Consider the following 21,104-nt stretch of genomic DNA (forward strand, 5'->3'; position numbering starts at 1 on the left):
AGGGACCATGACACCTGCGCTCACTTATTCCGATGATCAGGCGACCGCCTATGATGGCGTGGCCGAAATGCTGCGCAGCGCGGGCATTGATCTGTCAGACAACCTCTTGATGCCGCCGTCCAGTGGGGCGGATCAGGTAATGGCCATCACGGGCAAGGCCGGATCCGGCAAGACCTTGCTGTTGGCCGAGCTGTACAAAGCGCTTGAGGCGGCGGGCGTCAACATCGTCTCTGGCGATTACGAAAGCCGCAAAAAGGGCGACAAGCGCACGCTGGCGATCCTGGCACCCACGAACAAAGCGGCGAGCGTTTTGCGCCTACGCGGGGTACCCGCGACGACCATTCACCGCATTCTTTATACACCGGTCTACGACCCCGAATACGAACGCATCGCTGAATGGCTGGCGGGTACCGGAGAGCGGCCCGTAGATGTCGAGGGCCTGACCGAAATTGCGCTGGATCGCGCGGCGGCGTTCTATGCGGGCAATAAATCCATCCCCGGTGCGCTGGCTGCCGCTGGCCTACGCGGATCGGACTTTATCACCGGCTGGAAACGCCGCGAAGAGCCGCTTGATATTGGCTTCGTCGATGAATCCTCCATGCTGGATGACAAGCAATTCGAAGACCTCAAGGAAATTTTCCCCACCCTGCTGCTCTTTGGTGATCCCGCACAGCTGGCACCAGTGAACCAGTCCGGCACCATGGTGTTCGAAAAGCTGCCCGAAAAACGCGTGATGAACCTGAACCGCATCTTCCGGCAGGACGCGGGCAACCCGATCCTTGATCTGGCCCATGCCCTCGCCGATCCCGATCTGGGATTCGAGCAGTTCGAGCGGATGGTCGAAGAGGCGAGCAAAAAAGATGATCGCATCGTCTGGGGCCAGCGGGTTGAAGTTGATCTGATGGCGCGCTCGCCCGTGCTGGTCTGGCGCAACGCTACCCGTATCCGATTGATCAACGCCTTTCGCAATGTACATGGTGCGCCCGAAGATGCGCTGCTGGCTGGCGAGCCGCTGATCTGTGACGGCATCGAGCTGCCGCTTAAACACCGCAAGAAACGGTTGGATCTTGAGGCGCGGGGATTGATCAAGGGCGCTCAGGTGATCTTTCTAGGCGACGGGCGCAAACCGGGTTTCAGCCGCCTGCATGTGATGGGGGCCGAAGACCCGCAGGTCAGTGCCGCCTCTATCGTGAAAATCGAAAAACCGGATGAGGAAGAACCATTTATCCCCTTCGCTGCACGCATGGGGGCCACATTCCTGCACGGGGCCGCCGTCACCATCCACAAGGCGCAAGGCTCGCAATGGGAAACGGTGCAGGTGTTTGCGCCCGACCTTTATGCTGCCGCCCGGATGGGCCGGATGGAAGCGGGTCAGGCGTTGTGGAAGCGGCTGGCTTACGTCGCGATCACCCGCGCCCAAGAGCGGCTGGTGTGGGTCGTGCGCAACCGATTGTCAAAACCCAGCGGACCTTTGCAGGTCGATGATCTGCGGGCCACCCCCGCAGCGCCGCTGACATTGGACGCCCCGGAAGCAGAGGATTTTCTATGAAAAGCATTATGATCACGGGCGCGAGTTCCGGCATTGGCCGCGCCACGGCAGAGGCATTTTTGGCGCAGGGCTGGCGCGTAGGCCTCATTGCGCGACGCGCGGATTTGCTGAATGAGATCGCAGCGGCGAACGAAAACGCGGTGGCCTTGCCCGCTGACGTCACCGATGCCGCCGCGATGCAGGCCGCTTATGACCGCTTTGGGTGGGTGGACGTGCTGTTCAATAATGCCGGCATGTTCGGCCCCAGCGCCCCGATCGACGAAATCGCGGTGGCGGACTGGGAACAAGTGATGCTGGTCAACCTGCACGGTATGTTCATCGCCGCGCGTCTGGCATTTGCGTCAATGCGCAAGACAGGCGGTGGGCGGATTATCAACAATGGGTCTATCTCGGCGCACACACCGCGCCCCGGATCCGTCTGCTATACGACGACCAAACACGCGATCACTGGGATGACCAAATCGCTGTCACTGGACGGACGCCCCTTTGACATTGCCTGTGGCCAGATCGACATCGGGAACGCAGAAACGGACATGGTCGCAGGACTGAAAAAGATCAGCCCCGAAACGGAAACGATGGCCGTAGAGCACGCGGTGAATGCGGTCCTGCACATGGCGGAGTTGCCGCCAGAGGCGAATGTTCAGTTCATGACCGTGATGGCGACAAAGATGCCGTTCATCGGGCGGGGGTAGGGGATCTTCCAGGGCCGCTCTGCGGACTTTGCGGCCGTTAGTCAGGTCTGAACCATTGTCCGCTTGCGTACTTCAGTAGCAGCTTCCGACTCGCAAAAAAGTGGTTTAGGATTCGTAGCATGGAACCATTTGCCTTAGCTATTTTCGCCGCCGCCCTCATTCTGAATGCCGGAACTCCCGGCCCCTCAATTGCCGCCCTTGTCTCACGCGTGATTTCGCGTGGCTGGGCTGATGTTGCGCCCTTTGTAGCCGCGATGTGGATCGGAGAAATCATCTGGTTGTCGTTGGCCATGGCGGGCCTTTCAGCATTGGCCGAGACATTTCACGGTGCGTTTTTGATCCTGAAGTACCTGGGAGTGGCCTATCTGATTTACTTGGCCTGGAAGATGTGGACCGAACCTGTGAACACTGACGAGAGTTCACTGCCTAAACGGCAATCGGCGGGGTCTATGTTCTTTGCCGGATTTGCGCTGACCTTGGGCAATCCGAAAATTATGGTCTTTTATCTCGCACTCTTGCCGTCACTGATTGATCTGACCCAACCGAGTTTGGGCCTTTGGGCGATAATTGCGGCAGTCACTGTTGCAAGTTTGGCTGCGGTTGATCTCTTTTGGATTGCATTGGCACATCACGCTCGCTCGTTTCTGAAAACGCCGAAGGCGATCAGGGTTGCAAACCGCGTCGGCGCGACTGCGCTCGGCGGCGCTGCGGGCGTCATAGCTTCAAGGTAATCGCATGGCGCTTGAAGGCATAGTCAGCAAACAAATCGCTTCTCTGACGTTCAAATTCGAGCCGCCATCGCCAATGGAATTCATCAAGTTCCGCGCGGATTGTGGTTGGGGAGAAATTGGAGAAGACACGGCGCAAGCAGCCTTGGACGCGAGCGTCCTCGACGTGACATGTCGGTCCGGCGAGGAGCTTGTAGGTTTCGCCCGCGTCGTGGGCGATGGGATTTTGTACTTCTACATTCAAGACGTCATCGTCAGTTCGGATTGGCGCGGACACAGGATCGGCCAAAAGATAATGAGCATCCTGATGAAACGCCTAGAGGAGCGTGTGCATGACGGTGCCACCATTGGTCTAATGGCTGCGGATGGGAAAGAGTCTTTTTATGAACACTTCGGGTTTCAAGCCCGCCCCACAGATCGCCTCGGCGCTGGCATGACCCAGTTTGTCAAAAAGAATAACTAACGTAAATATTCAATAGCTGCCATTCATGCTTCACGCAGCATCAGTAACTCTGGGCTCATTCCAGACATCTGCCAATTATCACCCTAAATGCGGAGCGCGTCCTACCAGACTCTACCGCCTGAAGGCCGTGAACACCGCTGATGCGCCCCAGCCTGCGGCAATTGCAATCGCCAGCGACATGAGGCCATAGAGAAACGCATTCTCCCGCGACAGCGCATAAAGCCAGCGTTCCATCCCTACCTTGCGCACGTAAATGCTGGTCTCGTATTGCGAGACGACGTCGCCGCCGCGAGTCAGGAAGATGCGTGTGGCGTAATCACCTTCGGTCAACGCGGCGGGCAATTCGACCGCGGTGCGGAAAAGGGTTTGTTCGTCCACGCTGACCGTGCCTTCGTTCAATTGATACTGGTCCGACGCTGACTTAATGCGGATCAGCGCGTCAGTGAAGCTTTCGCTGTCCATGATGTTCATCGGTGCCCCAACAGAGCGGATGGCACGGGGGATGGATACGCGGTGGCGTTGGTCCTCTGTCTCGGAAATGGACAGTCCCAACAGCGTACTGCTCGACACCGCATAGAAACTCGGTGCGCGGTCCACCTCAACGGCATCCACGTTGACCCAGATGCCGAACCGCTTTTCCTTCCGGCGCACGGTCACAGGCTCGGACGGGCCCGCTACGGTCACGATCACTTCCAGAGGCGCGCCGTCCGGAATGGTATTTTCACGCTTAACCGCACCAAAGATCAAAATCTCGGAGCCATCGAAATTGGTGTTGATCGATACCTGTTCCTTGCTCAGACCCAGCACGACCTCTTCAGCCAGCGCTGGCAGCCCATGCAACAAAGCACATGCGAGAAGCAGCCTCCGCATCAATGCCCCCCCGCCGCACCGAGCGAGTAGAGCTCGGTCGGTTGTACCAGCAGATCGAAGGCCAGTTTCCCGCAGACGGCCAGCACCATGATGGCCAGCAAAATGCGCAGCTGTTCGGCCTTCATCTTGACCCCGATGCGCGTGCCGACCTGTGCACCGATCACACCCCCGACCAGCAGGAGCACGGCCAGCACAACGTCCACGGTAAAGTTCGTGGTGGCGTGCAGCATCGTGGTAAAGGCAGTCACAAAAATGATCTGAAACAGCGAGGTGCCGACGACGACCTTGGTGGGCATGCCAAGCAGATAAATCATGGCCGGCACCATGATAAAGCCGCCGCCGACCCCCATGATTGCCGCAAGGATGCCTACGGCGATGCCGACGACAAGCGGTGGGATCACCGATATATAAAGCCCTGACACACGAAACCGCATCTTGAACGGCAACCCGTGGATCCAGTTGTGTTTCTTGCGGGGGGCGGCTTTGCCCTTTTTGGTGTTTCGGATGGCATTCAGCGATTCAATGAACATCAGCCCGCCGATGACACCCAGAAAGACGACATAGCAAAGCTTGACCAGCAGATCGACCTGTCCCTGCGCCTTGAGATAGTTGAAGACCATCACACCCAAGGCCGCACCGATCAAACCGCCGATCAGCAGAACGGTGCCCATCCTGAGGTCCACCGTCTTTCTCTTGAAATGCGCCAGCACGCCGGAAAAGGAGGACGCAACGATCTGGTTCGCTTCTGTCGCCACGGCCACCGCAGGCGGGATGCCGATAAAGAACAAAAGCGGCGTCATCAGAAAACCGCCGCCCACTCCAAACATACCTGAAAGAACACCCACCAGCCCGCCAAGCCCCAGGAGGAGGAAGGCGTTGACCGAAACTTCGGCGATGGGAAGGTATATCTGCATGGGTTCCCTTAGCTTGGGGTGGGGCTCAAATCAACGGGTCTGGGTGCCTTGCAGCATGCAGGACCGATGAGGCCCCGCAAACTGGTCTTATCAGCGTTCTTTGACATAAGCCTCGCCGCCTGCGCGGGGCGGAATGGCTTTGCCGACAAAACCGGCCAGAATAACCACGGTCATCACATAGGGCAGGGCGCCCAGCAATTGTCCCTGTACCTTGATCCCAATCACGGCTTCGATCACGTCGGGCCGCGTTTCGAGTGCGCCGAAAAGACCAAAGAGCAGCGTCGCCCAAAGTGCGTACCAAGGTCGCCATTTGGCAAAAATCAGCGCCGCAAGCGCGATAAACCCGCGGCCCGCCGACATGTCCTTGACGAACCCCGCCTGCAACGCGGTGCTGAGGTATGCGCCCGCGATGCCACACAAAACGCCACAGATCGCCACCGCGGCGTAGCGCAGGCCGACCACGGAAATGCCTGCGGTATCAACGGACGCGGGATTCTCGCCGACCGCCCGTACCCGCAGGCCAAAGCGCGTGCGATAGAGCAGCCACCATGTCAGCGGCACAGCGGCGAATGCCATGTATACAAGGACCGAGTGGCCCGAAATCAATTCCGCGTAGAACGGACCAAGATAAGGCACATCGGCCAGCGCATCGGCGAAGGGCAGGGTGATCCCCTCGAACCGCCCGCCGCCCATCAGCGAGGGCGTGCGCCCGCCCTGTTGGAACCAGTCTTGCGCGATAAGGACGGTCATGCCCGCGGCCAGAAAGTTGATCGCCACGCCAGAAATCAGCTGATTGCCGCGAAAGGTGATGCTGGCGAGACCGTGCAGCGCCGACAGCGCCAGCGACGCGCCGATGCCAGCAAGCAGACCCAGCCAGACGTTCCCACTAAGGGCTGCGATGGCCGCGGAGAAAAAGGCCGCCGCCAGCATCTTGCCTTCGAGCCCGATGTCGAAAATGCCTGCTCGCTCGCTGAACAGACCCGCGAGGCAGGCCAATAGCAAAGGCGTCGCAAGCCGCACGGTGGAATCGAGCAGTTGAATGAGCGTGAGATAATCCATTATTCCGCAGGCTCCACCGGTTTGCGCTCCGGCTTGGGCGCACGGGCGCGGCGGGCTGCAAGGAATAGTTTTTCCAAGGGCATGCGGACCATGTTATCCAATGCGCCCGTGAACAGGATGACCAGCGCCTGGATGACCACGATCAATTCACGCGGGATCGAGGTCCAAAGCGCAAGCTCTGCACCGCCTTGATACAGAAAACCAAAGAGGATCGCAGCGATGAACACACCCAGCGGATGCGAGCGGCCCATCAACGCCACGGCAATGCCAATGAAGCCCGCTCCTTCGGTGGAATTCAAAACCAGCCGCTCTGCTTCGCCCATGACGTTGTTGGTTGCCATCATCCCCGCCAACGCGCCCGAGATGATCATCGCGATCATGGTGATTTTTACCGGTGAGATGCCAGCGTATTTCGCAGCCGATTCAGAATGGCCGTAGGCGCGGATCTCGTATCCTAGTCGGGTGCGCCAGATCAGCAGCCACAGACCGAAACAGGCGGCGATGGCGACCAGGAGAGAGACATTCGCTGGCGCGGCTTTGGAAAAGGCGATGCCGACGGGGGCCAGCAGATCGTGCAGTGTCGGCAGGTTGGTCGCCTCGGGAAAGCGCTGTGTCGCCGGGTCCATCTGGCCTGCGGGGCGCAGAAGATTGACCAACACATAATTCAGCAAAGCTGCGGCGATGAAGTTGAACATGATCGTCGTGATCACGATGTGGCTACCGCGTTTGGCCTGTAACCACGCAGGGATCGCGGCCCAGATCGCGCCCAGCAATCCACCCATCATAATCGCGCCCAAAAGCGCCAGCGTCCAATGAGGCCACGGCACATAGAGGCAGGCAAGAGCCACCCCCAGCCCGCCCAGCATCGCTTGGCCCTCTCCCCCGATGTTGAACAAGCGCGCATGAAATGCGATGGCAACAGCCAGCCCGGTGAACATAAAGTTGGTGGCGTAGTAAAGCGTGTAGCCCCAGCCGTAGGTCGAGCCGAGCGCTCCCGTCACCATCAGCTTTGCCGCCGCAATAGGATCTTCGCCGATGGCGAGGATCACAAGTGCCGAGATGACGCCGGCCAAAAGCAGGGAAATGAGCGGCACGAGGATCACCTCGGCCCATTTAGGCATCACGTCCATGCGATGCCCTCCGCCAGTTTCGGCGTTTCAGAAAAAGTTTCACAGCAGCTACGATGACCAGTGTTACGCCAGAGCCGACAACAAAAGGATACCAACGGGTTTCGCTGGCGATCTTTGATGCTCCCGCGATGAGCTTGCAGATTTCCGCATCCATCCTGCGGTGCAATGCCTCGCGTTCTGCCGAAGTCATGGGGTTCGTGCTTCTGACGCTCCATCAAATACACACCTACACTACCGAGATTTCAATTAACGAAAGGTGAAACATGAGTGTCATACCTCCTTCGACGCATTGCCATGCACATGCGCCAAATTGGCCTCGACCTCTGCCACGCTATGCGGCGCATCGGTGTCCGTGATCCCCGCCATCAGCAACCCTAACTCTTTCTCGTCGGTTTGATCGGGCAGACGTTCTCCCATGATCTGACCATCGAACATTACCGCAATCCGGTCGCTCAACGCCAGAATTTCCTCCAATTCGACCGAGACCAACAAGATCGCCTTGCCCTGATCCCGAAGAGCAACGATTTGCTGGTGGATGAACTCGATCGCACCGATGTCCACGCCGCGGGTGGGTTGGCCGATCAGCAGCAAGTCGGGGTTACGCTCGATCTCGCGGGCCAGAACGATCTTTTGCTGGTTCCCGCCGGAAAAATTCTTGGCCGCAAGTTTGGGGTTTGGGGGGCGCACATCGAAACGGGCCATCTTGTCAGCGGTGTCTTCGCGGATGGCGGCATTGTCCATCAGCACGCCAGCCCGGTAAGCGGGGTCGTGATGATAGCCAAAGGCGGTGTTCTCCCAAGCCTGATACTCCATGATCAGACCCTCGCGCTGTCGGTCTTCGGGCACATGGGCCACACCACGGCCGCGTCTGGATTGCCCGTCCGAATGGCGTCCTGTCAAATCAAGCGGTTCGCCCAGCAGGCGCACATCTCCTGTCGCGTTTTGATAGCCGCCCAGCACCTCGAGTAGCTCTGACTGGCCGTTCCCGGCCACACCGGCAATGCCCAGTACTTCACCCGCCCGCACATGCAGATTGACCCCGCGCAGACGTTCGACACCCTTATCGTCCAGCACTTTCAGGCCTTTGATATCCAGCACTACGTCACCGGGTGTCGCTGGTGTTTTGTCTACCCGTAACAAGACCTTGCGGCCCACCATCAGCTCTGCCAGCTCGGGGGGGGAGGTCTCGGCGGTCTTGACCGTTGCCGTCATCTCGCCGCGTCGCATCACGCTGACCGTGTCGGTGATCTCCATGATCTCGCGCAGTTTGTGGGTGATCAGAATGATCGTCTTGCCCTCGGACCGCAGGCGGCCAAGGATGCGGAACAATTGATCCGCCTCTGCGGGTGTCAACACGCCAGTGGGTTCATCCAAAATGAGGATATCCGCCTGCCGGTAGAGCGCCTTCAGGATCTCGACCCGCTGTTGCATGCCGACGCCAATGTCCTGAATCAGCGCGTCAGGATCGACGTTCAGCCCATAGTCCGCAGCCAACTCGACCAAAGAGGCCCGCGCTTTGGCAAGGGAAGGGCGCAGCATCATGCCCTCTTCGGCCCCCAGAATAATATTCTCGAGCACCGTAAAATTCTCGACCAATTTGAAGTGCTGGAACACCATCCCGATGCCTGCGGCAATGGCCGCCTGACTGTCGGTGATATTGGCTTTCTTGCCGCCGATGAAAATTTCGCCAGCGTCCGCTTTGTAAAAGCCATAGAGGATCGACATCAGCGTGGATTTCCCCGCGCCGTTCTCCCCAATGATCCCGTGGATCGTGCCGGGCATCACGCGGATGGAGATGTCTTTGTTGGCCTGCACCGGGCCGAAGGCTTTGGAGATGCCTTTCAGCTCGATCGCTGGCACCGATGGAGCGGCAGTTCCCTGCCGCTCCGATGTCGTTTCAGCCGTCACTTAGAAGCTCAGCGCTGGGCAGCTGTCATCAGACGTATAGTCGTGCACGGTCAGGGAGCCGTCAGCGATCTTGGCCGCAGCTTCGTCCACAACCGCCTGCATGTCCGCGGTCACGAGCGCCTCGTTGTGTTCATCCAATGCATAGCCGACACCACCGTTGGCGAGCGACATTGTGAAGTTGCCTGTCTCAAGGTCCACACCCTGTGACATCGCGTCGAACACAGCGTTATCGACACGTTTCATCATAGAGGTCAGGACCTTGCCCGGGTGCAGGTGGTTCTGGTTGCTGTCTACGCCGATGGAAAGGATATCTTCATCCGCGGCAGTCTGCAAAACGCCGACGCCTGTACCACCAGCGGCGGCAAATACCACGTCAGAACCCTGACTGATCTGCGCCTTGGTCAACTCTGAGCCTTTCACTGGATCGTTCCAGGCGGCAGGGGTAGTGCCGGTCATGTTGGAAACGACCTTGATTTCAGGATTTGCGGCTTTGGCACCTTCGGCATAGCCACAAGCAAACTTGCGGATCAGCGGGATATCCATGCCGCCGATAAATGAAACGGTACCCGTCTTGGAGGCCTGCGCTGCCATCATGCCGACAAGGTAGGACCCTTCATGCTCGGCAAAGCCTACGCCGCGCACGTTGGGCAGGTCGAGCCAGTTCACGTCAATCACGGCAAATTTCGTGTCGGGATAGTCAGGGGCAACCTGGCTGAGGGCATCAGCAAAAGCAAAACCGGTCATCACGATGGGGTTCGCACCCGATTCAGCAAAACGGCGCAGGGCCTGCTCGCGCTGCGCTTCAGACTGCAATTCGATATCGCGGAAAGAACCACCGGTTTCATCGGCCCAGCGCTGCGCACCATTAAAGGCTGCCTCGTTGAAGGATTTGTCGAATTTGCCGCCCAGATCAAAGATCAGCGCGGGCTCGGCCAATGCGGCCCCGGCGCTGAGGGCAAGTGCGGCAGCCGCACCCATGAATTTCGTCATAAGGGTCATGTTATGTCTCCCAGGTTTTTCAGTTTTGGGGCGAAGCCAGCGATGGCCCTTGCCCGAGATCAAAAGATCAGTGCCAAATTAGGCGGCAGCAGGCGGGCAGGGTCAACCGCTTTTTAGCGGTCGGGCTGCTGAATCTGGGACTGACGAAGGGTCAAAGGCCGCTGCATGACGATTGCATCCGCCGCCGCTGAATTTTTGCGCGCATAATAGGCAGGGCGCCTGGCGACGGCTGTAAAGCCCAAAGCGGCGTAAAGAGCCTGCGCCGCTTCATTGTCCGATGCGACCTCAAGAAATGCGGTGTCCGCGCGTCCCGCAAGGCTGACGATCCATTCCTCTATCAGGTGCCTGCCAACGCCTTGGCGTTGATGAGCAGGATCAACGGCGAGGGTCAACAGTTCGCTTTCGCCCACCACGGTGCGTGTCAGGGCAAAGCCTGCGGGATGGGTAAATACCTGCACATGGGGTGAAGCCAGAAGTGCCGCGAATTCCTGCGCTGTCCATGCGCGTTCCGCAACGAATGCGGCGCTGTGCACGCGCGCGAGGGCTTCGGGGGTCACGTCAGGATCTTGGGCGGCGTGTCGCGCGCCGGTGCGGCATCGGGTGCCCGGACATAAAGCGGGGCCGGGCGCGTGTCGATGTCGTGTTTGGCTGCGAGCTTCCATAGCGCCATGCGCACCAGCTGTTCGGCGGGATTATGAATTTCCGGCAGATGGGCCGTGGCTCCAAAATGCTTGGCAATCTCCTCTGCGCGAAAGCCCGTGACCATCATATTGTCTTGCTGCAACTCTCGGGGCGGAGCCTCAGGGTCGATCATCATTGGGGTATCTGTCGGTCTGCCATACCGGAATTGCTGGGCATATGCAGCGCCGCGCGGAGCCTCTACAACAACAAGCTCGGCGGCGTTGGCCGCTGGTCCAAAAGGATCGCGCAGCATTTCAAAGGCCGAAACCGGAATGGCCGGAATGCCCAGACCCAAGGCCAGCCCGCGTGCCGCTGACACAGAAATACGTATCCCCGTGAAATTGCCGGGGCCCACACCGACGGCCAGCGCTGTCAGATCCTGGTAAGACAGATTTAAGGCGGCCAGCACTTCCTCGCACAGCCCTAAAATACGTTCTGCCTGTCCCTTAGCCATCGGTTCGACAATGGCCTGACGCACCGCACCACCCGCAAACACAGCAGCCGCGCAATGCGCGGCTGAGGTGTCGAAGGCCAGGATGGCCGGTTCAGAGTTCACGCCCACGTCAGGCGACAGGGCGGACTTCGGTTACTTCGGGAATGTAATGGCGCAGCAAGTTCTCGATGCCCATTTTCAGCGTCAGTGTGGAGGACGGGCAGCCCGCGCAGGCTCCCTGCATGTGCAGGTAAACCACGCCCCGTTCAAAGCCGTGGAACGTAATGTCGCCGCCATCCTGCGCCACCGCAGGGCGCACGCGGCTGTCCAGCAGCTCGGTGATCTGCGACACGATCGCACCATCGTCGCCAGTATGCTCCGCGTGACCGGAGGTTGGCTTGTGGTCGTCACCCATCACCGGTTGACCGGACTGGTAGTGCTCCATAATGGCACCCAGCAAGGCGGGTTTGATGTGATCCCATTCAACGGCGTCGTCCTTTGTCACGGTGACAAAGTCGATGCCAAAGAAAACGCCGGTGACGCCTTCAACCGTGAAAAGACGTGTGGCCAGCGGCGATCCGGCCGCAGCTTCCGCTGTGGGAAAATCGGCGGTGCCTACGTCCAGCACGGCCTGTCCGGGCAGGAATTTCAACGTGGCGGGGTTTGGCGTGGATTCGGTCTGGATAAACATGCGTGCGTCCTTATCAGCTTGCACCAGATATGCGGATTGGCGGGGCACAAGTCAAGGGATTGGAATGATTCTAAGTTGGGTGAATTGATACACCCGTCAGCCGATTGCTGCCAAATCCGAACTAGCGCTGCACGTTCTGCAGGCCGACCTGATCCTTAGGTAATTGCCTCAAGCTTTTCTTTGCTGAGATCGCCGGGCACGATAGTGATCGGCACCGGCAAAGACCCCGCAGAGCGCGACATCTGCGTGACCAGCGGCCCTGGTCCCTTTTTCTTGTCCGCAGAGGCACCCAGCACCAACACACCGATATCAGGATCCTCTGCGATATGAGCGATGATTTCATCAATCGGCTCGCCTTCACGAATCACGAGGCCGGGGTCCACCCCCTGTTTGTCGCGCATCCATTTGGCGAAGACCTCGAAATGCACCTCGATCCGCTCGCGGGCTTCTTCGCGCATGATGTCCCCGACACCGATCCAGTGGTTAAATTCATCAGGCGGGATCACAGCCAGCACATCCACCCCGCCGCCCGTACGGTTCGCCCGAAGCGCGGCAAAGCGCATGGCATTCAGGCATTCGGTGCTGTCATCCAGCACAACGAGGAACTTACGCATCGGTCATCTCCCTTGCCGCGGATCATGGCGTTCCCAGCGCCCTCACGCAATCGCAATCTGCAGGATGGGTCGTCTGGTATAGCCTCGCTGTTATCTTTCGGAGGCAGCCCAATCCCAATACATCTCGCGCACCCGGCGGGTCACCGGATTGGCGTTTGCACCGACCTCGTAGGTGGTGTCGTCAAAGGCGGCCACGGGTGTCACTTTCATCATGTTGCCTGACAGAAAGACTTCGTCTGCGTCGTGGAAATCTTCGAAGGATAAAACTGCTTCGTGCACTTTCATACCGTCCGCTGTCATGTTGATCATGTGGCGTTCTCGGGTGATGCCTGCCAGAAAGGTGCCATTGGGAACGGGGGTGAACACCTCACCATCCTTGACCATGAACACATTGGCAGAGGCGGTTTCGGCCACATTGCCAATGGCATCTGCAACCAAAGCATTGCCAAACCCCTTGGCGCGCGCCTGCGCCATCATGCGGGCGTTGTTGGGGTAAAGGCATCCTGCCTTGGCGTTGACCACATTGTCTTCCAGCACGGGGCGGCGAAAGGTGGTGCGGGTCAGTGTGGTGGCGGCGTCTGGCTGGGCCATCGGGATTTCTTCGAGGCTGATGGCAAATCCTGTCGCACCGGGGCGCGGTACTATGCCCAATTCGTCCCCCTCAAGCGCCCAATACATCGGTCGAATATAGACCGGCTGGTCTTTGGCATAGCTGGCCAAGCCCTCGCGGATCATCGCCACCATATCATTCGTGCTGACCGTGGGGGTGATCATCAAAGCCTCGGCCGACCGGTTGATCCGGGCGCAGTGTTTCTCAAGATCGGGCGAGAGCCCGTCAAACAGACGCGCGCCGTCGAATACAGTCGTGCCCAGCCACGCGCCATGATCGGCGGCGTTGATCACCATGCGGTCACCATCATGCCATGCGCCGTCGTAATAGGTTTTGATATTGGTGCCAGTGGCCATGTGCTGTCCTTACTTGGGGGCGCTGCGGTAGATGCCTTCGGGCAGGTTCAGCGCCGCGGTCAGATCGCGAAGCTGCTCAGGGGACAGGGTAATCCGCGCAACCTTGTCGGTTCGCGGGTCCCACTGCTCAAAGGTAACTTCGCTGTCAAAGGCCTGCACTGTCACATCCTCGCGCAGCGGGCTTTGGCCCTCATCGACCAGCGTGATGACCGAGGCATCAAATTCGTGTTCAATCGTAAACATGATGCGAACCTGAGGCTTTCGGCGGATCATTGCAAGACTGTGATGTGATTGTGCGCCAAACGGGCTGGCCCCCCGCGCTGCCCGTGATATTATCATGGGAAACGTCCGTCTTAGGAACCATCCATGATTTACAAAACCATGATCATTCTTGTTGCCGCCCTTGGTCTTGCGGCCTGCGATGTGGTGCCGGTGCAGCAAGCCCCCGGCACGCCTACGCCTGTGCAGCCCACATCGTCGGGGCCGACCCTATCGGCCAACCAGGCGGCCCGCAGTTTCGTAAGTGTCGTACAGACGGTGGAACCTGTGGCGGAACGCGAGTGTCGCACGCGCACCTCCGGGGTGAACTGTGATTTCAACATCGTGATCGATGACCGCCCTGGCCAGCCCGCGAACGCCTTTCAAACGCTGGATAAGCAGGGCCGCCCCGTGGTGGCCTTTACCCTCGCGCTGATCGCGGATGCACGCAACGAAGACGAACTTGCCTTTGTTCTGGGGCATGAAGCCGCCCACCACATTGCGGGTCACATCGGCCGCCAGCAGCAGAACGCGGTGGCGGGTGCGGTGATATTCTCAGGTTTGGCGACCCTTGCCGGTGGCGGGGCAGAGGCGGTTCGGTCGGCCCAGCAGCTGGGGGCGACAGTCGGCGCGCGCAGCTATTCCAAGGACTTTGAGCTGGAGGCAGACGCGCTGGGCACAGTGATCACCAAACGCGCAGGCTACAACCCCATTCGCGGCGCAGAATTCTTTACCCGTATCCCGGATCCGGGCGACAAGTTCCTTGGCACCCATCCGCCCAACGCCTCGCGCATCGACGTGGTACGCCGCACTGCCGCAGGCCTGTAAGGCATCGGGGTGGGAGATGACCTGCGCAAGCTCGGTATCATCCTGACCGACAAGGGATCGAAGTACGCTGTGTCCGGCGCGGCCGTCGCTGACCGTGCCGGGGTCGATGCTGCATTGAAATCGCTCAAGCGCGAGAAGTCCTATGCCAAGGCGACCCATAACACCTGGGGCGTGCTTTTGCCTGACGGCACACCGCTCAAAGGGGATGACGGAGAGGCCGGCGCGGGTATGATCATCCTGCGGATGCTGGAACGGGCAGAGCGTGTCGGTGAGTTGATTATTGTCACCCGCTGGTACGGGGGCAAACATCTGGGCGGCGACAGATTCCGCCATGTCCAGACCTGCGTCAGTGCCTACCTAGACGCTGAGAGCAATGGCGGCAAAAAGACAGACTGACGCGAGCAGCACGAAGCTGTGCCAGATGGCGTTCTGAAAACGCATCCCCGGATGGGCATAGACCTTGGTCCCCAGCGAATAGATCAGCCCCCCGATCACGACCAAGGCGACGACCATTCCGTTCAGGTTCTGCCACATCGGCCAGAGCAGCAAGGAAGACAGCCAGCCCATGCCAAGGTAAAGCGCCAGCGAGCCCTTGGAATCCGTGGGCCAAAAGGACAGTTTAGCCACCGCTCCAAACACCGCAAGCCCCCAGACCAGAAATAGAATGCCGAGGGCAAAGCCCGTACCGATGACGAAAACGATGGGGGTGTAGGAGCCTGCAATCTTGAAATAGATTGCCGCATGATCGATCCGGTGCAGGATGGGCCGCAACCGGTCCAAGGGGCACAGGTGATAGATGGCCGAAGCGGCGAAGGCCAAAATCAGACAGGCAGCGTAGACTGTCGTTGCGGTAAAGGCCGATCCCGGCGTTGAGGCCGCATGGTTTATCAACAAAGCGCAGCCCGGTATCGCAAACGCAAGTCCCGCCGCGTGAACCGCGGCATCTGCTAGGGTTTCTGCTTTGGAATAGGGGTAAGCCATGCGAAAACGCCTACCACGCTGATGTTAAGAAAAAATGGCAGGACCGTGCTGTCATTGCGTCAAAAATCGTGCTGCCGCCTGAGGTGCAACTGGTACAAAAGCGGTGCCGCCGCATGGTCGTAAACTTTGATCGCAAGCCAGTTAATACCGGGCAAGCTGACCAAACGGGCCAACCAGCGGGTCTGCGGTATCTCCTGCCACAGTACGACAAAAGCCGGAATGCCACCGTACAGGACCCCGTTCTTGCGCACATGAAACCGCTTTGCCGCGTCTTCCGGAGTAATGCCCCAAACGCGCAACTCTTCCTGGTCTGTAGCGTCATCATAGCGCACCGCCACAGCCGCCTTGCAACTCAGCTTGGCATAATGATCCACCTCCCGACGACAGATCGGGCAACTCGCGTTATATAGGACTTCGGTTTCATCACTCATGCGCAGACAAATAGGATGCCGCCTGCGCGCTTCAAACTCTCAGCGTGGTTTGTTGCTATCAATCCAGCGCGACATAAGGGTGCGATCCTTGAAGCACTCCGGCGGCACCGGGTTGCGCTTGAGCCGTGCGATGCGTTCGGCAAAGGCCACCTGTTTGGATGATGGATAGTCCGAAAAGCGCCCCTGCGGTGCCGGAGCCTTATGCGCGTCGATCCACTTGGACAGAGCTGCGCGGTCTGCGGTGATCCCTTCGGGCAGCGGGTCGCCCGATTTGGCGGCCAACATTGTGGCATAGGCGATCTGCTTTTCCGTGGCGGGCAGCATTGCGCCAGTCGGAACGGGCTGAGCGCCCTGTGCGGGTGAGAACAGACCGGGGAAGGTGGGCTGAAAGGACATGGAATATTCCTTGCGTTCTACTGTGTCTTAACTCTTGGTTAATATATAGAACAGATGGGGAACATTTTCAAGTGTTCTTGATATGTACCTTGTTGCACGCACTCCACGCGCTGCGCAGAGACTGCCCCTGGGGTGGCGCATCCGATGTGGGTTCGGGGCAGTTTATGGTGGCTATGGTAGTCGTCTATTTGAGCAGAGCGCATGTGTCTGCCAAAGCGCCAGCCCGTGGGAGGGGCTGACGCTGCGCGGCGGCTGCAGGCAGCCTTGATTCCGTGCGTTCCAAGTATTCGAAGTCTTTGAAATTGCTAATCCTGACAAATCTCAGCCATCTGACTCACCGATAGGGTTCCGCAAAAGCGTTTGCAGCTCACCTAAACGATCAATTTTGCTCTCAAATACCGCATCAAGATGAAGCTCTAAGGCCTCAAGGACGTCAAGGAGTGTATCTGTCTTTATCTCTTCGCCATGACTTCCTGCATTGAGGATGGGACGGAATAGGTCGAAGAGTTCGCCGTAATTCGGGTTTGTCTTTATCAGGGCGTCTATCCGGGTCGCTAACGGTAAGCGTTTGCTTTTTGCTGATAGCCGAGGGGCTCCATGGAAATCCAATAAAGCTTCTACCGCCTGCCGTGTTGCGTTTGCGCACAGCTGCTTGTTGTTCCAAAAGGTTTCAAAAGCAGCTAAGAGCGGTCCCTCGATAGGTTCGGGTAAGCTAGAAGGTAGTTGGATAATACGCGGCGATGGATGAACCGCGGTAATCCGGAATACAGCCTCGTAGTATTGTTCATTCCTTTCGTTCGCGTTCCACTCTAAGCTTCCAGCAGCATGAAAAACTGATAGCTGACCACATGAGAGTTTTGAGCATTTCAAAGTGCTGATAAGCTGTAGCGTTGTCCATTCGGGCTCATAAGCAAAATGTGAGGTTGAGTTCACAGAATAAGGTGGTTCATAGCTATCTGGTTTCTCGAGAGGTGCCATCGTTCCTTCGTGGCACCGAGGACACCTCAATGTCGGAAAATCTTCTAAATTGAAGAAGCCAGAAAGAACTTTTCGGTCAATCACTGTGTACTTTCAAACAACCCGCCCCCACAGATCATATTCCCCCGCTTCCTCCACCTCGACCGTGACGATATCCCCCACGGACACGCCCTCGAACCCTTCGTCGATAAACAGGTTCCCGTCGATCTCGGGCGCATCCGCCATCGTGCGGCAGGTCGCGGCCTCGTCGTCGATCTCGTCCACGATCACATCCATCCGGCGGCCTACTTTGGCTTCCAGCTTGGCCTCGGAAATCGCCTGCGCCTTGGCCATGAATCGGTCCCAGCGGTCTTGCTTAACCTCTGCATCCACATGATCGGGCAGGGCGTTTGACCGCGCACCCTCGACATTCTCGTATTGAAAACACCCAACGCGATCCAGCTGCGCCTCGTCCAGCCAATCCAGCAGGGTCTGGAACTCGGCCTCCGTCTCGCCGGGATAGCCGACGATGAAGGTGGAGCGCAGGGTGATGTCGGGGCAGACGCCGCGCCAGGCGGCGATCTCGTCCAGCGTGCGCGACGCCGCTGCGGGGCGGGCCATGCGTTTCAGGACATCGGGGTGGGCGTGCTGGAACGGGATGTCGAGATAGGGCAGCACCAGTCCCTCCGCCATCAGCGGGATCAGCTGGCGCACATGCGGGTAGGGATAGACGTAGTGCAGACGGATCCAAGCGCCCAAAGACCCCAGATCACGCGCCAGATCGGTGATATGGGCGCGGTGGCCCCGATCCTCGGCATGTTTGATATCGACACCGTAGGCAGAGGTGTCCTGGCTGATCACCAGCAACTCCTTGACGCCGCTGTCGACCAGCCGCTCGGCCTCGCGCATCACCGCGTGGGCGGGGCGCGATTGCAGGCGGCCGCGCATATCGGGAATGATGCAGAACTTGCATTTGTGGTTACAGCCTTCAGAGATTTTCAGATAGCTGTAATGGCGCGGCGTGAGTGACACCTGTTGCGCGGGCAGCAGATCGATAAACGGATCAGGCGCGGGCGGTACGGCAGCATGTACGGCATCCAGCACCTGCTCATATTGGTGCGGCCCCGTAACGGCCAGAATGCGCGGATGATGCTCGCGGATGTAGTCCGGCTCAGCCCCGAGGCATCCCGTGACGATCACGCGGCCATTCTCGGTCAATGCCTCTCCGATGGCATCAAGGCTCTCGGCCTTGGCGGAATCGAGGAACCCACAGGTGTTTACGATCACCGCATCAGCACCGGCATAATCGGGCGAGACACCGTATCCTTCGGCCCGAAGCCTCGTCAGGATGCGCTCTGAATCAACCAAAGCTTTGGGACAGCCCAAAGACACCATGCCGATGGTCGGCTGGCCGGGGCGGCTGGGATCACTGATTTTCGCGGCAGGCGCGAGATCGGGGCGCAGATTGGGTGGGTTTGTGCTCATGAATGTGCCTATAGTCGATGCAAAGCGGCTGCGAAAGCCTGCGTGTGAGGCCAGAGAGAAGGAACCTGTGATGAAGTGGACCCTGCGGATTATCGGCCTTTTGGTGCTGATCGTGGTGCTGTTTGGCGTAAGCATCCTGTTTCTGCCCGCCGACAGGATCGCGAAGATCGGCACGGACCAGTTGAGCAGGATCACCGGACGCAATGTGAGTGTGACTGGCGATGTGTCCATGACCTTCTGGCCGGTTCTTGGTGTCAGTGCCGCCGGACTTGAAGTGGGCAATGCAGACTGGGCCAAGGACGGTGCGATGCTGAGCGCGGCGCAGGCGACAATCGGGGTCGATGCCATGTCGCTGCTGCGGGGAGATATTCGCATCACCAATATCGAGGCGACCAGCCCGACGATCCGATTGGAAAGCCGTGCGGATGGCCGGGCCAGTTGGCAATTCACCGATGGCGGCGGCACTGCGCAAATCGAGACCGAGACAACAGCCGACACCCCGGCGCGTCAGGTCACGATTGAACGGCTCGTGATCAATGATGCAACCTTGATCTATGATGCCGAAGGGGGGGATCTGGTCTCTTACAATGGTGTCGATCTTGCGCTGGACTGGCCGGAACCTGCGGGTGCCGCGACGATCAAGGCGGCGCTGCGCCCCGCAGGTGGACAGATTTCTGTCGATGCGGTGATCGAGCGGTTTGCAGGATTTCTGAACGGTGATGTGCAGCCTGTGGCGCTGGACGCCAGTGCAGGGGGCGGCAGCCTGGCACTGAAGGGTCGCGCCTCGCTTGAGGGCGCAGTCGCGGGCAGTTTGCGGCTGACGACGCAGGACACGGCGGGCTTCCTTGCCGCACTTGGTGTGGCGGGCGTCGATTTGCCCGCAAGGCTGGGCCGACAGATTGATCTGCAAACCGATCTGACGCTCACGCCCGACCGCCGCCTTGCCCTGCGCGATCTCAGTGCTGATCTGGGCGGCAATCGGCTGAGTGGTGCAGCCGACATTGTGCTGAACGGCACGCCGCAGGTGAATGCACAGCTGACCGCCGGGGCGCTGGATCTGCGCAGTCTGACAGCGGGTAGCGAGGGCGGCTCCAGCACGACCTCAGGGGAAGCGGGTTGGCCCACAGACCGCATCGACGCTTCGGGCCTTGCCGCGTTTAACGGGGCTGTGTCGCTCAAGGCCGAACGTGTCGATCTGGGCGCGCTCACGCTGGGGGCCACACGGGTGCTCTTGACCAACGACCGGTCACGCATGGTGTTCGAGCTGCGCGAGGTACAGGCCTACGGTGGACAGCTTACCGGCGAGTTTGTGATGAACAACCGCAACGGGCTGTCCGTAGGCGGGGCTTTGCGTGCAGCGGGCGTCCAGATGAACCCACTTTTGACCGATTTGGCAGGAATTGACCGTTTCACCGGAGCAGGCGATGCGGAAGTCTCGTTCCTTGGGTCTGGTTCAAGCGTCGATGCGATCATGCGTTCGCTGTCGGGCAAAGGCGCGCTGAACATCGGGCGCGGCTCGATTGCGGGGATCGATCTGGATAATCTGCTGGGCTCGTTTGATGTGGCTGGGGGCACTACGGTTTTTGACGCAATGACCGCCAGCTTTGCGATCGAGAACGGGGTGCTGGTGAATGACAACCTAATGATGTCACTGACAAACTTCGAGGCCAGTGGGGCCGGGCAAGTGAACCTCGGGGCGCAGACCCTAGATTACACCGTCACCCCGCGCGCATTGCGGGTGAACGATGATCGCGGCTTGGCGGTGCCGGTCCGCATTGTCGGGCCTTGGGCCGACCCGAGCATACAGCCCGATCTCAAAGCGGTCATCGATCTCAATTTCAAGGAAGAACGGCAAGCCGCGGAAGAACGGGTAAAGCAACAGGTCGAGCAAAAGCTTGAGGAAGAACTGGGCATTGTACGCGAGGACGGCCAATCGGTTGAAGATGCTATCAAGGACCGCGTTGAAGACAAGCTGAAAGAAGAGCTGTTCAGGATTTTCGACTAAACCGCGTCGAGTAGGCGCGGTGCGATTGGTCGCATGACGGCACTTCACAATATGCAAAACCCGCCT

General features: G+C 59.1%; 25 protein-coding genes. 7 read left to right on the forward strand and 18 right to left on the reverse strand.

Annotated features, from left to right (window positions below):
• Positions 1–7 precede the first annotated feature (7 nt).
• The 4 genes from Z945_RS0110935 (at position 8) to Z945_RS0110950 (ending at position 3,432) form a co-directional block, all read left to right on the forward strand.
• Positions 8–1,549 (forward strand): ATP-dependent DNA helicase, encoded by a 1,542-nt coding sequence (locus Z945_RS0110935; protein WP_025052147.1) that lies wholly within the window; start codon positions 8–10, stop codon positions 1,547–1,549.
• Positions 1,546–2,241 (forward strand): SDR family oxidoreductase, encoded by a 696-nt coding sequence (locus Z945_RS0110940; RefSeq protein WP_025052148.1) that lies wholly within the window; start codon positions 1,546–1,548, stop codon positions 2,239–2,241. The genes Z945_RS0110935 and Z945_RS0110940 overlap by 4 nt, the downstream gene beginning before the upstream one ends.
• A gap of 119 nt (positions 2,242–2,360) precedes the next feature.
• Positions 2,361–2,972 carry a LysE family translocator gene (locus tag Z945_RS0110945; protein WP_025052149.1) on the forward strand — a complete coding sequence of 204 codons (612 nt, stop codon included), beginning with the start codon at positions 2,361–2,363 and terminating at the stop codon, positions 2,970–2,972.
• Positions 2,973–2,976: 4 nt separating this feature from the next.
• Positions 2,977–3,432, forward strand: coding sequence for a GNAT family N-acetyltransferase (locus Z945_RS0110950; RefSeq protein WP_052862648.1), 456 nt, complete (start codon positions 2,977–2,979; stop codon positions 3,430–3,432).
• 111 nt (positions 3,433–3,543) lie between these two features.
• Here Z945_RS0110950 and Z945_RS0110955 read toward each other — a convergent pair whose 3' ends face one another.
• From Z945_RS0110955 to Z945_RS0111015, 13 genes are all read right to left on the reverse strand, one after another.
• Complete coding sequence (locus tag Z945_RS0110955; RefSeq protein WP_037971015.1) at positions 3,544–4,302, reverse strand: TIGR02186 family protein; 759 nt, start codon at positions 4,300–4,302, stop codon at positions 3,544–3,546.
• The gene (locus Z945_RS0110960) at positions 4,302–5,216 is read right to left on the reverse strand and encodes a sulfite exporter TauE/SafE family protein (protein ID WP_025052152.1); all 915 of its coding nucleotides are present in this window, start codon (positions 5,214–5,216) and stop codon (positions 4,302–4,304) included. The genes Z945_RS0110955 and Z945_RS0110960 overlap by 1 nt, the downstream gene beginning before the upstream one ends.
• 90 nt (positions 5,217–5,306) lie before the next feature.
• Positions 5,307–6,275: an ABC transporter permease gene (locus tag Z945_RS0110965; RefSeq protein WP_025052153.1), complete on the reverse strand. Its 969-nt coding sequence runs from the start codon at positions 6,273–6,275 to the stop codon at positions 5,307–5,309.
• Complete coding sequence (locus tag Z945_RS0110970) at positions 6,275–7,405, reverse strand: ABC transporter permease (protein ID WP_025052154.1); 1,131 nt, start codon at positions 7,403–7,405, stop codon at positions 6,275–6,277. Before Z945_RS0110970 ends, Z945_RS0110965 begins: the two co-directional genes overlap by 1 nt.
• A complete protein-coding gene (locus Z945_RS20700) occupies positions 7,389–7,595 on the reverse strand; it encodes a hypothetical protein (RefSeq protein WP_025052155.1) in 207 nt (68 codons plus the stop codon). The genes Z945_RS0110970 and Z945_RS20700 overlap by 17 nt, the downstream gene beginning before the upstream one ends.
• 80 nt (positions 7,596–7,675) lie before the next feature.
• Positions 7,676–9,313 carry an ABC transporter ATP-binding protein gene (locus Z945_RS0110980; protein WP_025052156.1) on the reverse strand — a complete coding sequence of 546 codons (1,638 nt, stop codon included), beginning with the start codon at positions 9,311–9,313 and terminating at the stop codon, positions 7,676–7,678.
• A complete protein-coding gene (locus tag Z945_RS0110985) occupies positions 9,314–10,312 on the reverse strand; it encodes a BMP family lipoprotein (protein ID WP_025052157.1) in 999 nt (332 codons plus the stop codon).
• A 113-nt stretch (positions 10,313–10,425) separates the two neighbouring features.
• Complete coding sequence (rimI, locus tag Z945_RS0110990) at positions 10,426–10,869, reverse strand: ribosomal protein S18-alanine N-acetyltransferase (protein WP_025052158.1); 444 nt, start codon at positions 10,867–10,869, stop codon at positions 10,426–10,428.
• Complete coding sequence (gene tsaB, locus Z945_RS0110995) at positions 10,866–11,549, reverse strand: tRNA (adenosine(37)-N6)-threonylcarbamoyltransferase complex dimerization subunit type 1 TsaB (protein WP_025052159.1); 684 nt, start codon at positions 11,547–11,549, stop codon at positions 10,866–10,868. The genes rimI and tsaB overlap by 4 nt, the downstream gene beginning before the upstream one ends.
• A gap of 7 nt (positions 11,550–11,556) precedes the next feature.
• A complete protein-coding gene (locus tag Z945_RS0111000; RefSeq protein ID WP_025052160.1) occupies positions 11,557–12,117 on the reverse strand; it encodes a NifU family protein in 561 nt (186 codons plus the stop codon).
• Between the two features lie 155 nt (positions 12,118–12,272).
• The gene (locus Z945_RS0111005; protein WP_025052161.1) at positions 12,273–12,731 is read right to left on the reverse strand and encodes a universal stress protein; all 459 of its coding nucleotides are present in this window, start codon (positions 12,729–12,731) and stop codon (positions 12,273–12,275) included.
• A 90-nt stretch (positions 12,732–12,821) separates the two neighbouring features.
• Positions 12,822–13,697 (reverse strand): branched-chain amino acid aminotransferase, encoded by an 876-nt coding sequence (locus Z945_RS0111010; protein WP_025052162.1) that lies wholly within the window; start codon positions 13,695–13,697, stop codon positions 12,822–12,824.
• Between the two features lie 9 nt (positions 13,698–13,706).
• Positions 13,707–13,940, reverse strand: coding sequence for a hypothetical protein (locus Z945_RS0111015; RefSeq protein WP_025052163.1), 234 nt, complete (start codon positions 13,938–13,940; stop codon positions 13,707–13,709).
• Between the two features lie 123 nt (positions 13,941–14,063).
• On the opposite strand from Z945_RS0111015, the gene Z945_RS0111020 reads away from it, so the two are divergent.
• A complete protein-coding gene (locus Z945_RS0111020; RefSeq protein WP_037971018.1) occupies positions 14,064–14,783 on the forward strand; it encodes a M48 family metallopeptidase in 720 nt (239 codons plus the stop codon).
• Between the two features lie 21 nt (positions 14,784–14,804).
• Entirely contained in the window at positions 14,805–15,179 is a 375-nt protein-coding gene (locus tag Z945_RS0111025; protein ID WP_025052165.1) for a YigZ family protein, read from the forward strand.
• On the opposite strand, the gene trhA is transcribed toward Z945_RS0111025, so the two are convergent.
• From trhA to rimO, 5 genes are all read right to left on the reverse strand, one after another.
• Positions 15,141–15,764, reverse strand: coding sequence for a PAQR family membrane homeostasis protein TrhA (gene trhA / locus Z945_RS0111030; RefSeq protein WP_025052166.1), 624 nt, complete (start codon positions 15,762–15,764; stop codon positions 15,141–15,143). The genes Z945_RS0111025 and trhA overlap by 39 nt on opposite strands.
• Positions 15,765–15,823: 59 nt before the next feature.
• Positions 15,824–16,195 carry a thiol-disulfide oxidoreductase DCC family protein gene (locus tag Z945_RS0111035; RefSeq protein WP_025052167.1) on the reverse strand — a complete coding sequence of 124 codons (372 nt, stop codon included), beginning with the start codon at positions 16,193–16,195 and terminating at the stop codon, positions 15,824–15,826.
• Between the two features lie 39 nt (positions 16,196–16,234).
• Positions 16,235–16,591, reverse strand: a complete 357-nt coding sequence (locus tag Z945_RS0111040) for a hypothetical protein (protein ID WP_025052168.1) — start codon at positions 16,589–16,591, stop codon at positions 16,235–16,237.
• A 321-nt stretch (positions 16,592–16,912) separates the two neighbouring features.
• Positions 16,913–17,569, reverse strand: coding sequence for a DUF4145 domain-containing protein (locus Z945_RS0111045; protein WP_025052169.1), 657 nt, complete (start codon positions 17,567–17,569; stop codon positions 16,913–16,915).
• Between the two features lie 93 nt (positions 17,570–17,662).
• Entirely contained in the window at positions 17,663–19,033 is a 1,371-nt protein-coding gene (gene rimO / locus Z945_RS0111050) for a 30S ribosomal protein S12 methylthiotransferase RimO (protein ID WP_025052170.1), read from the reverse strand.
• 70 nt (positions 19,034–19,103) lie between these two features.
• Between rimO and Z945_RS0111055 the strand changes: the two genes are divergently transcribed.
• Complete coding sequence (locus Z945_RS0111055; protein WP_025052171.1) at positions 19,104–21,038, forward strand: AsmA family protein; 1,935 nt, start codon at positions 19,104–19,106, stop codon at positions 21,036–21,038.
• The last annotated feature ends 66 nt before the right edge of the window (positions 21,039–21,104 follow it).

The organism is Sulfitobacter noctilucae, assembly GCF_000622365.1.
Classification (GTDB): domain Bacteria; phylum Pseudomonadota; class Alphaproteobacteria; order Rhodobacterales; family Rhodobacteraceae; genus Sulfitobacter; species Sulfitobacter noctilucae.

What these genes read in the sequence shown, in the direction of transcription:
- Z945_RS0110935 (WP_025052147.1), top strand. Translation starts at nt 8, where the DNA reads ATGACACCTGCGCTCACTTATTCCGATGATCAGGCGACCGCCTATGAT.
- Z945_RS0110940 (WP_025052148.1), top strand. Translation starts at nt 1,546, where the DNA reads ATGAAAAGCATTATGATCACGGGCGCGAGTTCCGGCATTGGCCGCGCC.
- Z945_RS0110945 (WP_025052149.1), top strand. Translation starts at nt 2,361, where the DNA reads ATGGAACCATTTGCCTTAGCTATTTTCGCCGCCGCCCTCATTCTGAAT.
- Z945_RS0110950 (WP_052862648.1), top strand. Translation starts at nt 2,977, where the DNA reads ATGGCGCTTGAAGGCATAGTCAGCAAACAAATCGCTTCTCTGACGTTC.
- Z945_RS0110955 (WP_037971015.1), bottom strand. Translation starts at nt 4,302, where the DNA reads ATGCGGAGGCTGCTTCTCGCATGTGCTTTGTTGCATGGGCTGCCAGCG.
- Z945_RS0110960 (WP_025052152.1), bottom strand. Translation starts at nt 5,216, where the DNA reads ATGCAGATATACCTTCCCATCGCCGAAGTTTCGGTCAACGCCTTCCTC.
- Z945_RS0110965 (WP_025052153.1), bottom strand. Translation starts at nt 6,275, where the DNA reads ATGGATTATCTCACGCTCATTCAACTGCTCGATTCCACCGTGCGGCTT.
- Z945_RS0110970 (WP_025052154.1), bottom strand. Translation starts at nt 7,405, where the DNA reads ATGGACGTGATGCCTAAATGGGCCGAGGTGATCCTCGTGCCGCTCATT.
- Z945_RS20700 (WP_025052155.1), bottom strand. Translation starts at nt 7,595, where the DNA reads ATGACTTCGGCAGAACGCGAGGCATTGCACCGCAGGATGGATGCGGAA.
- Z945_RS0110985 (WP_025052157.1), bottom strand. Translation starts at nt 10,312, where the DNA reads ATGACCCTTATGACGAAATTCATGGGTGCGGCTGCCGCACTTGCCCTC.
- Z945_RS0111000 (WP_025052160.1), bottom strand. Translation starts at nt 12,117, where the DNA reads ATGTTTATCCAGACCGAATCCACGCCAAACCCCGCCACGTTGAAATTC.
- Z945_RS0111005 (WP_025052161.1), bottom strand. Translation starts at nt 12,731, where the DNA reads ATGCGTAAGTTCCTCGTTGTGCTGGATGACAGCACCGAATGCCTGAAT.
- Z945_RS0111010 (WP_025052162.1), bottom strand. Translation starts at nt 13,697, where the DNA reads ATGGCCACTGGCACCAATATCAAAACCTATTACGACGGCGCATGGCAT.
- Z945_RS0111015 (WP_025052163.1), bottom strand. Translation starts at nt 13,940, where the DNA reads ATGTTTACGATTGAACACGAATTTGATGCCTCGGTCATCACGCTGGTC.
- Z945_RS0111020 (WP_037971018.1), top strand. Translation starts at nt 14,064, where the DNA reads ATGATTTACAAAACCATGATCATTCTTGTTGCCGCCCTTGGTCTTGCG.
- trhA (WP_025052166.1), bottom strand. Translation starts at nt 15,764, where the DNA reads ATGGCTTACCCCTATTCCAAAGCAGAAACCCTAGCAGATGCCGCGGTT.
- Z945_RS0111035 (WP_025052167.1), bottom strand. Translation starts at nt 16,195, where the DNA reads ATGAGTGATGAAACCGAAGTCCTATATAACGCGAGTTGCCCGATCTGT.
- Z945_RS0111040 (WP_025052168.1), bottom strand. Translation starts at nt 16,591, where the DNA reads ATGTCCTTTCAGCCCACCTTCCCCGGTCTGTTCTCACCCGCACAGGGC.
- Z945_RS0111045 (WP_025052169.1), bottom strand. Translation starts at nt 17,569, where the DNA reads ATGGCACCTCTCGAGAAACCAGATAGCTATGAACCACCTTATTCTGTG.
- rimO (WP_025052170.1), bottom strand. Translation starts at nt 19,033, where the DNA reads ATGAGCACAAACCCACCCAATCTGCGCCCCGATCTCGCGCCTGCCGCG.
- Z945_RS0111055 (WP_025052171.1), top strand. Translation starts at nt 19,104, where the DNA reads ATGAAGTGGACCCTGCGGATTATCGGCCTTTTGGTGCTGATCGTGGTG.